The organism is Flexivirga oryzae, assembly GCF_014190805.1.
GTDB lineage: Bacteria > Actinomycetota > Actinomycetes > Actinomycetales > Dermatophilaceae > Flexivirga > Flexivirga oryzae.
Map to the genome: position 1 here is coordinate 901,445 of NZ_JACHVQ010000001.1, position 13,732 is coordinate 915,176.

General features: G+C 68.8%; 16 protein-coding genes. 10 read left to right on the forward strand and 6 right to left on the reverse strand.

The genetic code is table 11. From position 1 onward, the window contains the following. Positions 1-17: 17 nt before the first annotated feature. On the forward strand, positions 18-539 hold the full coding sequence (locus FHU39_RS04065; RefSeq protein ID WP_183319182.1) for a DUF4188 domain-containing protein: 522 nt from the start codon (positions 18-20) through the stop codon (positions 537-539). A gap of 9 nt (positions 540-548) precedes the next feature. On the opposite strand, the gene FHU39_RS04070 is transcribed toward FHU39_RS04065, so the two are convergent. Beyond that, a complete protein-coding gene (locus FHU39_RS04070; RefSeq protein WP_183319183.1) occupies positions 549-1,295 on the reverse strand; it encodes an IclR family transcriptional regulator in 747 nt (248 codons plus the stop codon). Between the two features lie 133 nt (positions 1,296-1,428). On the opposite strand from FHU39_RS04070, the gene leuC reads away from it, so the two are divergent. From leuC to FHU39_RS04085, 3 genes are all read left to right on the forward strand, one after another. After that, complete coding sequence (gene leuC, locus FHU39_RS04075; RefSeq protein ID WP_183319184.1) at positions 1,429-2,832, forward strand: 3-isopropylmalate dehydratase large subunit; 1,404 nt, start codon at positions 1,429-1,431, stop codon at positions 2,830-2,832. A 16-nt stretch (positions 2,833-2,848) separates the two neighbouring features. Further along, entirely contained in the window at positions 2,849-3,442 is a 594-nt protein-coding gene (leuD, locus tag FHU39_RS04080; RefSeq protein ID WP_183319185.1) for a 3-isopropylmalate dehydratase small subunit, read from the forward strand. Positions 3,443-3,758: 316 nt separating this feature from the next. Beyond that, entirely contained in the window at positions 3,759-4,343 is a 585-nt protein-coding gene (locus FHU39_RS04085; RefSeq protein WP_183319186.1) for an HU family DNA-binding protein, read from the forward strand. A 78-nt stretch (positions 4,344-4,421) separates the two neighbouring features. On the opposite strand, the gene FHU39_RS04090 is transcribed toward FHU39_RS04085, so the two are convergent. After that, positions 4,422-4,634 (reverse strand): hypothetical protein, encoded by a 213-nt coding sequence (locus FHU39_RS04090; protein WP_183319187.1) that lies wholly within the window; start codon positions 4,632-4,634, stop codon positions 4,422-4,424. Between the two features lie 43 nt (positions 4,635-4,677). Next, positions 4,678-5,310: a 2-phospho-L-lactate guanylyltransferase gene (cofC, locus tag FHU39_RS04095; RefSeq protein WP_183319188.1), complete on the reverse strand. Its 633-nt coding sequence runs from the start codon at positions 5,308-5,310 to the stop codon at positions 4,678-4,680. Between the two features lie 126 nt (positions 5,311-5,436). Between cofC and FHU39_RS04100 the strand changes: the two genes are divergently transcribed. Next, positions 5,437-6,213: a lysophospholipid acyltransferase family protein gene (locus tag FHU39_RS04100; protein ID WP_343065732.1), complete on the forward strand. Its 777-nt coding sequence runs from the start codon at positions 5,437-5,439 to the stop codon at positions 6,211-6,213. After that, positions 6,210-7,211 (forward strand): NAD(P)H-dependent glycerol-3-phosphate dehydrogenase, encoded by a 1,002-nt coding sequence (locus FHU39_RS04105; RefSeq protein ID WP_183319189.1) that lies wholly within the window; start codon positions 6,210-6,212, stop codon positions 7,209-7,211. The genes FHU39_RS04100 and FHU39_RS04105 overlap by 4 nt, the downstream gene beginning before the upstream one ends. Here the strand turns inward: FHU39_RS04105 and FHU39_RS04110 are convergent. Next, positions 7,208-8,272, reverse strand: a complete 1,065-nt coding sequence (locus tag FHU39_RS04110; protein ID WP_183319190.1) for a trans-sulfuration enzyme family protein — start codon at positions 8,270-8,272, stop codon at positions 7,208-7,210. The genes FHU39_RS04105 and FHU39_RS04110 overlap by 4 nt on opposite strands. A 70-nt stretch (positions 8,273-8,342) precedes the next feature. Between FHU39_RS04110 and FHU39_RS04115 the strand changes: the two genes are divergently transcribed. Then, positions 8,343-9,482, forward strand: a complete 1,140-nt coding sequence (locus tag FHU39_RS04115; protein ID WP_183319191.1) for a D-alanine--D-alanine ligase family protein — start codon at positions 8,343-8,345, stop codon at positions 9,480-9,482. A gap of 6 nt (positions 9,483-9,488) precedes the next feature. Here FHU39_RS04115 and FHU39_RS04120 read toward each other — a convergent pair whose 3' ends face one another. Then, positions 9,489-9,944: a DUF3515 family protein gene (locus FHU39_RS04120; protein WP_246336157.1), complete on the reverse strand. Its 456-nt coding sequence runs from the start codon at positions 9,942-9,944 to the stop codon at positions 9,489-9,491. After that, positions 9,941-10,174: an Lrp/AsnC family transcriptional regulator gene (locus FHU39_RS04125; RefSeq protein ID WP_183319192.1), complete on the reverse strand. Its 234-nt coding sequence runs from the start codon at positions 10,172-10,174 to the stop codon at positions 9,941-9,943. Before FHU39_RS04125 ends, FHU39_RS04120 begins: the two co-directional genes overlap by 4 nt. A 128-nt stretch (positions 10,175-10,302) precedes the next feature. On the opposite strand from FHU39_RS04125, the gene thiL reads away from it, so the two are divergent. From thiL to FHU39_RS04140, 3 genes are all read left to right on the forward strand, one after another. After that, complete coding sequence (gene thiL / locus FHU39_RS04130; protein ID WP_183319193.1) at positions 10,303-11,274, forward strand: thiamine-phosphate kinase; 972 nt, start codon at positions 10,303-10,305, stop codon at positions 11,272-11,274. Between the two features lie 119 nt (positions 11,275-11,393). Continuing rightward, entirely contained in the window at positions 11,394-13,061 is a 1,668-nt protein-coding gene (locus FHU39_RS04135) for a sodium:solute symporter family protein (RefSeq protein WP_183319194.1), read from the forward strand. Between the two features lie 28 nt (positions 13,062-13,089). Beyond that, positions 13,090-13,416, forward strand: coding sequence for a hypothetical protein (locus FHU39_RS04140; protein WP_183319195.1), 327 nt, complete (start codon positions 13,090-13,092; stop codon positions 13,414-13,416). The last annotated feature ends 316 nt before the right edge of the window (positions 13,417-13,732 follow it).

Below are 13,732 nucleotides of genomic sequence, written 5' to 3' on the forward strand. Positions count from 1 at the left end.
CACGGGAGGACGACGCTATGAAGATCGACATGAGCACCCACGCGCACGAAGGCGACCTCGTCGTCTTCCTGATCGGTATGACGGTGGGCCGGCCGTGGCGGGTCGACCAGTGGGTCCGGATCAGCAGCGCGATGCGCCGGATGCAGATCGAGTTGCACCGCAACAAGGCCCGGGCCGAAGCGGGCACCGAGGAGTGGCTCGGCTTCCTCGGCGGGTACAACTGCGTGGGCCCGCGTGGTCCGGTGTCCGTGCAGTACTGGCGCAGCACCGAGGACCTCTACGGCTACGCCAATGCCGCGGATCGGGAGCACCGTCCGGCGTGGTTGGCCTACTACCAGCGCGCGCACCGGCTGGCCGGCCGTGACGGCATCGGGATCTGGCACGAGACGTATGCCGTTCCGGCGGGCGGCCACGAGTCGGCCTACGGGAACCTCACCGACTGGGGGCTGGCCGGGGTGACGGGCGCGATCCCGCTGACGCGGCGCGGCCGGACGGCACGCGAGCGGCTGGCGTCGTCCGCGCAGCCGCTCGCCCGCTGAAGGGTGGCGTCAGGCCGACTCGCCGCGACGCTGTGAGGCAGCGTGGGCGCGGGCGAGCACCTCGGTGAGCTTGTTGGCACCGGCGACCACGGTCCCGGCGTGCAGGCGACCGGGTTGACGGGAGACGCGCTCGATCGGGCCGGAGATCGACACGGCCGCGATCACGCGACCCGACGGCCCGCGGACCGGCGCGGAGACCGACGCCACACCCTGCTCGCGCTCGCTGACGCTCTGCGCCCAGCCCCGACGGCGGACGGCCGACAGCATGGTGGCGGTGAACTTCGCGCCGTGCAGGCCACGGTGCAGGCGGTCGGGCTCCTCCCAGGCGAGCAGGACCTGCGCGGCGGATCCTGCCTGCATGGTGAGCGTCGCCCCGACCGGGATCGAGTCGCGCAGCCCCATCGGGCGGTCGGCCGCCGCGACGCAGATGCGCTGGTCGCCCTGGCGGCGGTAGAGCTGGGCGCTCTCGCCGCAGTGGTCGCGCAGCGCCCCGAGCACGGGGCCGGCGGCTGCGAGGAGGCGGTCCTCGCCGGCCGCCGAGGCCAGCTCGGCGAGGCGTGGTCCGAGGATGAAGCGTCCCTGCATGTCGCGTGCGACGAGCCGGTGGTGCTCGAGTGCGACGGCCAGCCGGTGCGCTGTCGGTCGGGCCAGGCCGGTGTGTGCGACCAGCTGGGCGAGGGTTGACGGGCCTGCTTCGAGAGCGGAAAGAACGACGGCGGCCTTGTCCAGAACGCCGACTCCGCTAGAGTTGTCCATGCACTGATACTGCCGTCTCATCCCGCGAGACGCAAGTCCTGGGCCGGAAATTGCGGTTCAAGCTCTGTCAGTGACACCCGAACCCGGGGGCAAGGACGCCCCCGGGGGCAAGCTCGATGAAGGAGGGTCCGGCGTGGGACGGACGTTGGCACAGAAGGTTTGGGAACAGCACGTCGTCCGGCGCGCGGACGGTGAGCCGGACCTGCTCTACATCGATCTGCACCTCATCCACGAGGTCACCAGTCCGCAGGCGTTCGACGGCCTGCGGCTCGCCGGCCGGCCGGTCCGTCGTCCGGACCTGACCGTCGCGACCGAGGACCACAACGTGCCGACGACGCCCGGCCCGATCACGGACCCGGTGAGCAAGACCCAGGTCGACACGCTGCGCACGAACTGCAAGGAGTTCGGCGTCAAGCTCTTCCCGATGGGCGACGCGGAGCAGGGCATCGTGCACATCATCGGCCCACAGCTGGGTCTGACCCAGCCGGGTATGACGATCGTGTGCGGCGACAGCCACACGTCGACGCACGGTGCGTTCGGGGCACTGTCGTTCGGCATCGGCACCAGCGAGGTCGAGCACGTGCTGGCCACCCAGACGCTGCCGCTCAATCCGTTCAAGACCATGGCGATCAACATCGAGGGCGAGTTGCCCGACGGGGTCACGTCCAAGGACATCATCCTGGCGGTGATCGCCAAGATCGGCACCGGCGGTGGGCAGGGCTACGTGCTCGAATACCGCGGGTCGGCAGTGCGCAACATGTCGATGGAAGCCCGAATGACGATGTGCAACATGTCGATCGAGGCCGGAGCCCGCGCCGGGATGGTCGCTCCCGACCAGACGACCTACGACTACCTCGAGGGTCGCGACCATGCGCCGACCGGTGCCGACTGGGACGCCGCGGTCGCCGCCTGGTCGCAGTTGGGCACCGATGACGACGCCGTCTTCGACGCCGAGGTCGACATCGACGCGAGCGCGTTGACCCCCTTCGTGACCTGGGGGACGAACCCCGGTCAGGGTCTGCCGTTGTCGTCGAACGTGCCTGACCCGGAGGCGTTCTCGGGTGAGAACGAGAAGGCCGCGGCACAGCGGGCGATCGAATACATGGGTCTGACCCCGGGCACGCCGCTGCGCGAGATCTCCGTCGACACCGTCTTCCTCGGGTCGTGCACCAACGGCCGCATCGAGGACCTGCGCGCCGCGGCGGCAATCATCAAGGGGCGCAAGGTCGCTCCCGGTGTGCGCATGCTCGTCGTCCCCGGATCGGCCAAGGTGCGCCTGCAGGCCGAGGCCGAGGGTCTCGACAAGGTCTTCTCGGACGCCGGTGCCGAATGGCGCCTCGCGGGGTGCTCGATGTGCCTGGGCATGAACCCGGACCAGTTGTCGGCGGGCGAGCGCAGCGCATCGACGTCGAACCGCAATTTCGAAGGGCGACAGGGCAAAGGCGGTCGTACCCACCTGGTGAGCCCGCTCGTGGCCGCAGCCACCGCGGTGCGCGGCACGTTGTCCAGCCCGGCCGACCTGACGCCTTCGGCCTGAGGATCAAGGAGAAGCGATGGAGAAGTTCACCCAGCACACCGGAGTCGGTGTCCCGTTGCGTCGCAGCAATGTCGACACCGACCAGATCATCCCGGCCGTCTACCTCAAGCGGGTCACCCGCACCGGCTTCGAGGACGGCCTGTTCGCCGCGTGGCGTGGCGACGAGACCTTCGTGCTGAACAACCCCGCCTACGCGTCCGGCTCGGTACTGGTGGCCGGCCCCGACTTCGGCACCGGGTCCTCGCGGGAGCACGCGGTGTGGGCGCTGATGGATTACGGCTTCCGTGTTGTGCTTTCGTCCAGGTTCGCCGACATCTTCCGTGGAAACGCCGGTAAGGCAGGACTGCTCGCCGCGCAGCTGCGGCAGGAGGACATCGAGCTGCTGTGGAAGTTGCTGGAGAACGAGCCGGGTACCCAGGTCACCGTCGACCTGGAGCAGCGGACCGTCACCGCGGGCGAGCACGTCTTCGCTTTTCAGGTCGACGACTACATCCGCTGGCGCCTGCTCGAGGGGCTCGACGACATCAGCCTGACGCTGCGACACGCGGATGAGATCACGAATTTCGAGTCCGAGCGACCGAGCTGGAAACCGGCTGCGGTGCCGGCCTGAATCAACATTTCGTCAGCGTTTCGCGCGGGTGACCCGAACGGGGTTGCCCGCGCGAATTGCGTTATGACACAAATGATTTGACAACTCATCCGAGCTGTGGAGGCGGTCGCCGACGGGTCCCCGCGACACCGTCCGACCGGGCCAGGAGGGGCCGCAGAGGGGCCCAAAGCTGTTGTGCCGTGGGCGAATAGCGCGGCGTTGCAGGTTGCCGACTCGCCTCCGTGGGCATACCGTCTGTCTCAATCGAGCGTCAGCTTGAGGTAACGCAATCGGACGCCCGGTCGAACGCCGGCACCACCCGAAGGGGATAGGACCCATGAACAAGGCAGAGCTCATCGAGAGCCTGGAGACCCGACTCGGCAGCAAGAAGGCTGCGAGTGAGGCTCTGGAGGCTGTCGTGGATGCGATCATCCGCGAGGTCGCCAAGGGCAACAAGGTCGGCATCACCGGCTTCGGCACGTTCGAGAAGATCTCGCGTGCCGCCCGCACAGGACGCAACCCGCGCACCGGCACCACGGTCCGCATCAAGAAGACGTCGGTCCCGAAGTTCAAGCCCGGCACGGCCTTCAAGACCGTCGTCGCCAACCCGCGCGCGCTGCCGAAGACCGGCAACGCCGGTGGCCGTGCGTCCAGCGCGGCAGCGGACACCACCAAGAAGACCGCGGCGAAGAAGACCACGGCCAAGAAGGCGACCGCGAAGAAGGCGACCGCCACCAAGGCCGCGGCCAAGAAGACCACGGCGAAGGCCGCCGCGAAGAAGACCACGGCCAAGAAGGCGACCGCCACCAAGGCCGCGGCCAAGAAGACCACGGCGACGGCGAAGAAGACCACAGCCAAGAAGGCGCCCGCCAAGAAGGCCACCGCGAAGAAGAGCACCGCGAAGCGCAGCGCGCGTCGCTGACGGTCAGCCACGACGACGACGGCTCACTCCGTGCTGGACGGGGTGGGCCGTCGTTCGTGTGTGGGGACCCGTGCGGGCTCAGCGAATCCGCTGGCCGGGTCCGATGCCCTCGATCCACAACCGGCTGACGCCGGCGCTGCCGACCTCGATGCTGACCCGTTGGCCCAACCGGAGATGGCGCAGGTGGGAGGAGTTGAACGTCGCAGCATCCACGGTGAGCAGCCGGCCGTTGTCGGTCAACACCACACCGGAGCCGGTCTCCTCGTCGAAACTGTGAACCGTTGCCTGCATGCCCACACTCTAGGGCCGCAGCGGTGTCCCTGCGCGAAGGCGGTCAGCGACCGGCCGCGAGCAACTGCTCGGTCCGCCGGCCGACGCCGAGTTCGACGGCGCGACGCAGTGACTCGTCGTTGTCGACGTCGGTGCGCAGCCGCGGCAGGTCCAGGTCGAGCACCGTCGCCGTACGCGCATGGCGTGCTGCGGAACCGGTGCCGAACCGCGGCGTCAGCCGGGAGCCGTCGTGATGGCTGATCAGCACCGTCCCGGTGCCCTCGTGATCGGGGACCACCGCGGCCTCGACAGCGGCACACGCGGCGAGCCCGTCGGCCAACTCGGCCGGGGTGAGCGCAGGGAGGTCCCCGAGCAGCACCGCAGCCGGGCTGTGCGGAGCCCGCTCGCTCGCGGCATCGATGCCGGCGGTGACAGCGGAATTGAGCCCGCGGCCCGGATCGGCGATCAGGACGGCTCCGAAATCGCGCATCTGCGACCGGATCTCGGGGTCAGACGTGACCACCAGCAGCTGGTGCGCCGGAACCACCTGCAGGACGGCACCGAGCGTGTCCAGGGCGATCGCCAGGGCAAGGTCCTCCCGGCGCACGCCGGTCGGCGTGCGCAGCCTGGACTTGCCGTTCGCGCTGTGCTTGACCGGAACGATCACATGCCAGGTCGAGGTGACTGCGGACTCCACGAGATGATGTTCTCAGACGCTCGCGACACACTCGTCGCGGCGTTCACTTCCGCCGCGGGGCCGCGGTGGGATTAGATACCAAGGATCGACCCGTCCGTGCAGACGTCACGTTAGGAGCCAGTACTCGTGTCGCGCCCCCCGATGAGCGAGAACATCGAGCCGATGTACTCCAAGGTGATCACGACGCTGTACCCCGTGTTGCAGCGCATCACATTCCGCGACTGGACCGGCATGGAGAACATCCCCCGCGACGGCGGTTTCGTCGCGGCGTCCAACCACATCTCCAACATGGACCACTTCCCGCTGGCGCACTTCCTGGTGGCCGCGGGCCGGGCGCCGCACTACCTGGCGAAGTCCTCGCTGTTCAAACCACCGGTGGTCCGGCAGATCCTGCACGGCACCGGACAGATCCCGGTCTACCGCGGCACCTCGCAGGCCACGTCGGCACTTTCGGCTGCGACCGAGGCCCTCGAGCGTGGTGCCTGTGTCTGCGTCTACCCGGAGGGCACGATCACCCGCGAACCCGACTTCTGGCCGATGGTGGGCAAGTCCGGTGCGGCCCGGCTCGCGCTGGAGAGCGGGGTGCCGCTCGTGCCGCTCGCGATCTGGGGCACTCGGGAGATGATGTGGCCCTACAAGGACAAAGTGCCGAAGCTCTTGCCGCGCAAGCTGATCCATGTCGCGGCCGGACCTGCGATCAATCTCGACGACCTGCGAGACGGTCCGGTGGACAGCCAGAAGCTGCGAACAGCCACGGTGCGCCTGATGGACGAGATCACCACACTGTTGGAAGGCATCCGGGGCGAGAGTGCGCCGGAGACGCCCTTCGACCCCCGTAAGCAGCAGCCCGCCCGAGGAAGCGGCAGCTCCGAAGGCGGATCGACGACCAAGGACGTGAAATGACCCGGGTGGCGATGCTCGGCGGTGGCAACTGGGGCACCGCGTACGCAGCGATCATGGCCGACGCAGGCTGCACGGTGCGCCTCTGGGCACGTCGCGGCGAGGTCGTCGACGAGATCAACACGCAACACGTCAACTCCGGCTATCTCCCCGATCGTGAGCTACCGGAGACGATTTCCGCGACGACGTCCTTCGCCGACGCGCTCGACGGAGCCGAGATCGTCGTGCTCGCGGTCCCGTCGCAGACCCTGCGCACCAACCTGGCCGACTGGCGGGACCTGTTGCCGAAGGACGCCCCGGTGGTCTCGTTGATGAAGGGTGTCGAGCTCGGCACCGGGGAACGGATGAGCCAGGTGATCGCCGAGGCCGGCGAGGTCGATCCCGACCGCATCGTCGTGGTGTCGGGCCCCAACCTGGCGGCGGAGATCGCGGCGCGGCAACCGGCCGCCGCCGTTGTCGCTGCGTCCAGCCCGCGGGTGCGCGCCAAGGTCGCCGAGGCAAGCGCCACGGCATACTTCCGGCCCTACCTGGGCACCGATGTCGTCGGCACCGAGATCGCCGGTGCCACCAAGAACGTCATCGCGCTCGCCGTCGGTATGGCGTCCGGCATGGGCATGGGCGACAACACGATGGCCAGCCTGCTGACCCGGGGTCTGGCTGAGACCGCCCGGTTGGGAACGGCTTTGGGCGCCGACCCGCAGACCTTCCTCGGCCTCGCCGGGGTCGGCGACCTGGTCGCGACCTGCGCGTCGCCGCTGTCCCGCAACCGCACCTTCGGCTACCGGCTCGGCTCGGGGATGTCGCTCGACGAGGTCATCGAGAGCACCAAGCAGACCGCCGAGGGCGTGAAGTCCTGCGAGTCCATCCTGCAGCTCGCCGAGAGCGTCGACGTCGACGTGCCGATCGTCGAGAACGTCGCGGCCGTCGTGCACGAGGGCCGCGAGCCGAAGGACGTCGTCGGTGCCCTGATGTCCCGCGCCCGCAAGCTGGAGACCAACTAGGGCTGCAACGCCGCGTCCAGGTCCTGCCAGAGGTCCTCGACGTCCTCGACACCGACCGACATCCGCACCAGTCCCTCCGGCACGCTCTCCGGCTCACCTGCGTGCCGCCGGCGGCGCTCCAGGGACGACTCGACGCCGCCGAGACTCGTGGCGGGCAGCCACAGCCGCACGCGTTCCTCGATGCGCTCGGCCGCGGCGAGCCCACCGGTCGGCTCCAGGCAGACGATCGCGCCGAACCCGGGGTAACGGACCTGCGCGACCGCGTCGTGCGTAGCAAGCCGGGCCGCGAGCTCGGCGGCGTTGGCGCAGGCCCGCGCGACACGCAGGTGCAGGGTGCGCATCCCGCGCAACGCGAGCCAGGTCTCGTGCGGCCCGGGGATCGCGCCACGCAATGTCCGGTGGTGGTGCAGCCGCTCGTGGATCGCGTCGTCCGCGGTGACGGCCGCGCCGAGCACCACGTCCGAATGACCTGCGAGATACTTGGTGACCGAATGCACGACCACGTCGGCGCCGAGCTCGAGCGGGCGGCTGAGCAGCGGGGTGTTGAAGGTGTTGTCCACGATCGACAGGACGCCGCGCTCGCGAGCCGCCCGCAGCAACGCCGGCAGGTCGGACACCTCCAGCATCGGGTTCGTCGGGGACTCCAGCCACACGGTGTCCGCACCGTCCAGTGCCGCGATCGTCGCCGCGGTGTCGGTCGGATCGACCCGCCGGGCGGACAGTCTCCCGTCCGCCTCCAACTCGTCGATCAGGGACGTCGTGCCGTTGTAGACGTGCTGGGGCACGACCACGGTGCCCCGCGGCGGGGTCATCAGCAGGCAGGCGCTGATCGCCGCCATACCGCTGGCGAAAGCCAGCGCCCGACCGCCCTCCAGGTCACCCAGCACGCCCTCGAACGTCGACCAGGTGCGGTTGCCGAAACGACCGTAGGTCGGCCCGTCGCCGAGGACGTAGGTCGAGCTGAGCTCGATCCCCGGGGCGGCGGGTGCGCCGGGCGTGCGTGTGGGCCGGCCGAGCGCGACCAGACGGGTGGCGGGGGAGTAGGTGACATCGTCGTGCATATGACCACTGTGGCACGCCGACACGTGGTGAAACGTGGGCGTCCACGCTGCGCACGTTAGGCTCGCTGCGATGAGCACGCCAACTCCCGCCGCGGGCGCCGACACCCACCGCAAGCCCGTCGTCGCAATCGTTTTCGGTGGTCGGTCCAGTGAGCACGCGGTCTCCTGTTCGACGGCGGCCAGTGTGCTGCGGGCCATCGACCGCGACCGCTACGACATCGTCCCGATCGGCATCGCCCCGGACGGCCGCTGGGTGCTGGTGGCCGACGACCCCGAGCCCCTGCAGCTGACCGCGGACCACACACCGAGCGTGCACGGGGAGACGACCGCGCTGATCTCCACCGACCCCGGTGCCCGTGAGGTGATGATCTTCCCGCCGGACGAGCCGCCGCGTCGGTTGACCACCGTCGACGTCGTACTCCCGCTGCTGCACGGTCCGTTCGGTGAGGACGGCACCTTGCAGGGTCTGCTGGAGCTCGCCGACACCCGGTATGTCGGGTCCGGTGTCGCCGCGTCCGCGGTGATGATGGACAAGGCACTGATGAAGATCGTGTTCTCCGCCGCCGGCCTGCCGGTCGGGCCGCACGCCGTGATCACGGACAAGGAGTGGCGGCGCGACAAGGCCGCCTGTTTGGACAGTGTCGCCGGCCTCGGCCTGCCCGTCTTCGTCAAGCCTGCGCGTGCCGGTTCGAGCGTCGGGGTGGTGAAGGTCGACGCGGCCGACCAGCTGGAGGCGGCCGTCGAGACCGCACGCGAGTCGGACCCCAAGGTGCTCGTCGAGGCGGCCATCCCCGGTCGCGAGGTGGAGTGCGGAGTGCTGGAGGGCCATGGCTCGGATCCGGCGCGTGCCAGCCAGATCGGCGAGATCACGGTGACCGGCGATCGCCATACCTTCTACGACTTCGAGGCGAAGTACCTCGACAACGACGCGCAACTCACCTGCCCCGCGGACCTGCCGGCCGAGGTCGCCGACGAGATCCGGGAGCTGTCGGTCAAGGCGTTCGACGCCGCCGGCTGCGAAGGGCTGGCCCGCGTCGACTGGTTCTACGAGCCGGGCGGGCGGCTGATGCTCAACGAGATCAACACGATGCCGGGCTTCACCCCGTCGTCGATGTTCCCCCGGGTCTGGGCCGAGTCCGGCGTCGACTACCCGTCCCTGATCACCGAGCTCATCGAGCTGGCGCTGGAGCGCCGCACCGGCCTGCGCTAGGCCAGGTCAGCTGCCGATGCAGCGGTGCGTGCCCTGCGGGACCTGCTTGGCCGCCGCGGTGAACGCACCCAGCGGGGGCAACGCGTTGTACTTGGTGGGCACCAGCACCTCGATCGCCGGCGACCGGCCGAACGTCACGTAGCTGGCCCCGTCCGACAGCTTCGTGCCGACCCAGTCGATGCCGTCGACGGTCACGCACGAGGCGGTCGTCGGACCGGGTGACGTCACGCCGCAGCGCGCGATGATGGCCGGGTCGCCCCACGCGTGCACGGTGGGGGAGTCGGTGCTCACCTCGCGCGCGCCCTGGTTCGCGACGGTCTTCGGCCAGTGCCGAGACACCTTGGTGCAGAGGGGATCTGCCGCGTGATCGGCGGGTGAGGCCTTGACGGTGTCGTCGCCGCATGCCGTCAGGGCTGCGAGGAGGGTGAGGGCGCAGGCCGTGCAGGTGACCGGTCGCCTCAAGGGTGGACCACGGTGCAGGTCAGGGTGCGCATGATGCCGGGGGCCTCCTGGATCTTGGCGATCACCAGGGATCCCAGCTCGTCCAGGGTCTCCGCCTCGGCGCGGGCGATCACGTCGTAGGGACCGGTCACGTCCTCCGAGGACAGCACGCCGGGGATCGCGCGCACCGCGACAGCGACCTCGGTGGCCTTGCCGAGGTCCGCCTGGATGAGGATGTAGGCCTGAACCATGAGGATCAATCTCCCGAGTCGTCGATGCGGGTCCCGCACTCCGCGGGCCGGCGGCGGGGGCGCCGCGCTCGGGGAGACGCTACCGTGCAGTGCCTGCTGCGCGCCGAGGAAGGGTGGAACCACGCCGTATGACGGACACACCGGACCCACGGACCCTCGCCGACGTCGAGGAGCAGGAGCTGCTCGACACCGTGCTGCCGCGCTTCGCCACCAGCGACGACGTGGTGATCGGCCCCGGTGACGACACCGCCCTGCTGCGGGTGCGGACCGGGCAGTCGCTGGCGACGACCGACACCATGGTGCTGGGACGTGACTGGCTCGACGAGTGGTCGACGGGTGCCGATGTCGGGCACAAGCTGGTCGTCCAGAACGTCGCGGACATCGCCGCCATGGGCGGGCGTTGCACGGCGCTGCTGGTCACGCTGGTGGCCAGCCCGCGGACGCCGCTCGCCTGGGTCGCCGACTTCACCGGCGGCGTCGAGGCGGCCGCGCGCGAGGCCGGCACGGTCGTGGTGGGCGGTGACCTGTCGTCCGCGCCGGACGGCGTACGGATGGTGAGCATCACCGCCCTCGGTGAGCTGGACGACGTGCGACCGGTGCTCCGCTCCGGTGCCCGGCCGGGAGACCTGGTCGCGGTGCACGGCACCCTGGGACGGGCCGCCGCCGGACTGCTGCTGCTGGAGCGCGGCACACCGGAAAAGGCGCCGGATCTCGTTCTGGCACAACGCCGCCCGTCGACGTCATACGAGCAGGGGCCGCTTGCGGCACGGGCCGGAGCGACAGCCATGCTCGACATCTCCGACGGTCTGCTGCGCGACGGCGGGCGCATCGCACGCGCCAGCGGGGTGCGCCTGGAGTTCGATCCCGCGTTGCTCGCGGCGGACATCGCGGCGCTCGCAGTCGCGGTGGGGGCCGATGCCCGCGACTGCGTCCTCGCCGGCGGCGAGGAGCACAGTCTGTTGGCCACGTTCCCGCCCGGATCCGTGCCGGCCGACTGGCGGGTGATCGGCGCGGCCGCACACGGGACGGGCGTGACGGTTGGGGGTGAAGTGCCCTCTCGGAGCGGTTGGGACCATTTCGGTTCGGCAAAGTCCGACTGAAACGCTCAAGACCGAACGTTTGAATCTGTTAGGCGTGCGTTACGCTCAGGCGACCGCATTGCTGCTTACCATCAGATTCTCGGTCCGCGCCGAGAGAAAGTCGCAGGTGCTCTATGCACATGGATTCGTCCACGCTCCGACTCGATGCCGGACCCGTCGACTACATCCTCATCGCGCTCTACTTCGTCTTCGTCATCGGTATCGGTCTGGTCGCCCGCCGGCAGGTGTCCAGCAGTGTCGACTTCTTCCTGTCCGGCCGGTCGCTTCCGGCGTGGATCACCGGTCTGGCGTTCATCTCGGCCAACCTCGGTGCGACCGAGATCATGGGTATGTCGGCCAGCGGCGCCCAGATCGGCATGGCGACCTTCCACTACTACTGGATCGGCGCCATCCCGGCGATGCTCTTCCTCGCCGTGGTGATGATGCCCTTCTACTACGGCTCCGGTGTGCGCAGCGTGCCGGAGTTCATGAACCGCCGCTTCGGCGCGGCGGCGCACCTGGTCAACGCGATCAGCTTCGCGGTCGCCCAGGTGCTGATCGCCGGCATCAACCTCTACCTGCTGGCGACCATCGTCAACACGCTGTTCGGCTGGAGCATCTGGCTGTCCACGATCGTCGCGGCGATCATCGTGCTGTCCTACATCACCCTCGGCGGTCTGTCCGCGGCGATCTACAACGAGGTGCTGCAGTTCTTCGTGATCGTCGCAGCGTTGCTGCCGCTGACCCTCATCGCGATGCACAAGATCGGCGGCTGGAGCGGCCTGACCGACAAGTTGCACTCGATGAGTTACGCGCACGACCCGATGAAGTCCTGGCCGGGTCAGGGGCTCACCGGCTTCGGCAGCGCGACGCTGTCGGTCATCGGCATCGTCTTCGGACTGGGCTTCGTGCTCTCCTTCGGATACTGGACCACCAACTTCGTCGAGGTCCAGCGGGCGATGGTGAGCAAGGACATGAACTCCGCGCGGCGGGCGCCGATCATCGGCACCTTCCCGAAGATGTTCATCCCGTTCATCATCATCATTCCCGGTATGGCGGCGGCGGGGCTCGGTGCCTTCTCCGGCTCCGGCGAGCACGACTACAACAACGCCCTGCTCTTCCTGATGCGGGACCTGTTGCCCAACGGCCTGCTCGGCGTCGCGATCGCCGGCATGCTCGCCGCGTTCATGGCCGGTATGGCGGCCAACATCTCGGCGTTCAACACCGTTGTCTCGTACGACATCTGGCAGACCTACGTCGTCAAGGACAAGGACGACAAGTACTACCTGGAGTTCGGCCGGATCGCGACCGTGATCGCGACGATCATCGCGATCGGCACCTCGGCGTTCGCCAGCCAGTACAACAACGTGATGGGTTACCTGCAGACCCTGTTCGGCTTCTTCAACGCACCACTGTTCGCGACGTTCATCCTCGGCATGTTCTGGAAGAAGATGACGCCGACCGCCGGTTGGACGGGTCTGGTCGCCGGCACCGTCGGCGCGGTGATCGTCGGCATCGCCTCCCAGGACGCCCTCGGCAACCTGTCGCAGGGCTGGGTCGGCCTCTCTGGTCAGGGCGCGAGCTTCGTGTGCGCCGGTGCGGCCTTCGTGGTGGACATCATCGTCAGTGTCGTCGTGACCGGTTTCACGGTGCCCAAACCGGACTCCGAACTGCGTGGCCTGGTCAAGTCGCTGACGCCGAAGGAGGACCACGCCGAGGCGGCGGTCGCGCACTGGTGGTTGTCGCCGGCGAAGCTGGCAGGGGTCTCGCTGCTGCTCGTTATCATCCTCAACGTGGTCTTCCACTGACCCGGCATACGAAAGGAGCCTGTGAATCATGACTGCTGACACGACAACCGCTCCGCGGAGCCACACGGCCGGGATCTTCGACGTGCGCAACATCATCGCCGCGTTGATGGGGATCTACGGCCTGGTGCTGCTCATCATGGGTGTCGTCAACTTCACCGATACCGACAAGGCGAAGGCCGACGACATCAACCTGAACCTCTGGTCCGGCCTCGGGATGCTCATCTTCGCCGTCCTGATGGGGCTGTGGGCCTACCTGCGGCCGATCGTGGTGGACGAGGTGGAGCTGGAGCGCGACAAGGCCGCCGCCGAGTTCGAGCGCCCCAGCACCAGCGACGGCCCCGACGCCGACGCCTGACGACCGAGAGGCCCAGTAACGACCGACAGGCCCAGTAATCCGCATCCAAATTCGTGTGGATTACTGGGCCTCTCGGTCGTGTGTGAGCCTGTCGGTGGTTGGGGGCGTTGGCCCGGTCTCGGCATACCGGAATGGAGTGGGGGCGCGCCAGCGTACAGGAGTGGGGGCGCGCTTGGCATACCGGAACGGCCGGGCGCGAGCGCCGGTGGCGGTCAGCACGGCCATTGACGGTCAGAACGGCGGTTGACCCCGATATTGCGCCGTCACTCGGGGTTCTCGCCGTCAGCGGCCGTTTCGGGCGTCAACGGTGACGACG

Excerpts from the sequence above, each read along its gene's own strand:
- FHU39_RS04115 (WP_183319191.1), top strand. The coding sequence starts at position 8,343 with ATGAGCACGCCAACTCCCGCCGCGGGCGCCGACACCCACCGCAAGCCC.
- FHU39_RS04105 (WP_183319189.1), top strand. The coding sequence starts at position 6,210 with ATGACCCGGGTGGCGATGCTCGGCGGTGGCAACTGGGGCACCGCGTAC.
- FHU39_RS04090 (WP_183319187.1), bottom strand. The coding sequence starts at position 4,634 with ATGCAGGCAACGGTTCACAGTTTCGACGAGGAGACCGGCTCCGGTGTG.
- FHU39_RS04110 (WP_183319190.1), bottom strand. The coding sequence starts at position 8,272 with ATGCACGACGATGTCACCTACTCCCCCGCCACCCGTCTGGTCGCGCTC.
- FHU39_RS04135 (WP_183319194.1), top strand. The coding sequence starts at position 11,394 with ATGGATTCGTCCACGCTCCGACTCGATGCCGGACCCGTCGACTACATC.
- FHU39_RS04125 (WP_183319192.1), bottom strand. The coding sequence starts at position 10,174 with ATGGTTCAGGCCTACATCCTCATCCAGGCGGACCTCGGCAAGGCCACC.
- FHU39_RS04140 (WP_183319195.1), top strand. The coding sequence starts at position 13,090 with ATGACTGCTGACACGACAACCGCTCCGCGGAGCCACACGGCCGGGATC.
- leuD (WP_183319185.1), top strand. The coding sequence starts at position 2,849 with ATGGAGAAGTTCACCCAGCACACCGGAGTCGGTGTCCCGTTGCGTCGC.
- thiL (WP_183319193.1), top strand. The coding sequence starts at position 10,303 with ATGACGGACACACCGGACCCACGGACCCTCGCCGACGTCGAGGAGCAG.
- FHU39_RS04085 (WP_183319186.1), top strand. The coding sequence starts at position 3,759 with ATGAACAAGGCAGAGCTCATCGAGAGCCTGGAGACCCGACTCGGCAGC.
- FHU39_RS04065 (WP_183319182.1), top strand. The coding sequence starts at position 18 with ATGAAGATCGACATGAGCACCCACGCGCACGAAGGCGACCTCGTCGTC.
- FHU39_RS04070 (WP_183319183.1), bottom strand. The coding sequence starts at position 1,295 with ATGGACAACTCTAGCGGAGTCGGCGTTCTGGACAAGGCCGCCGTCGTT.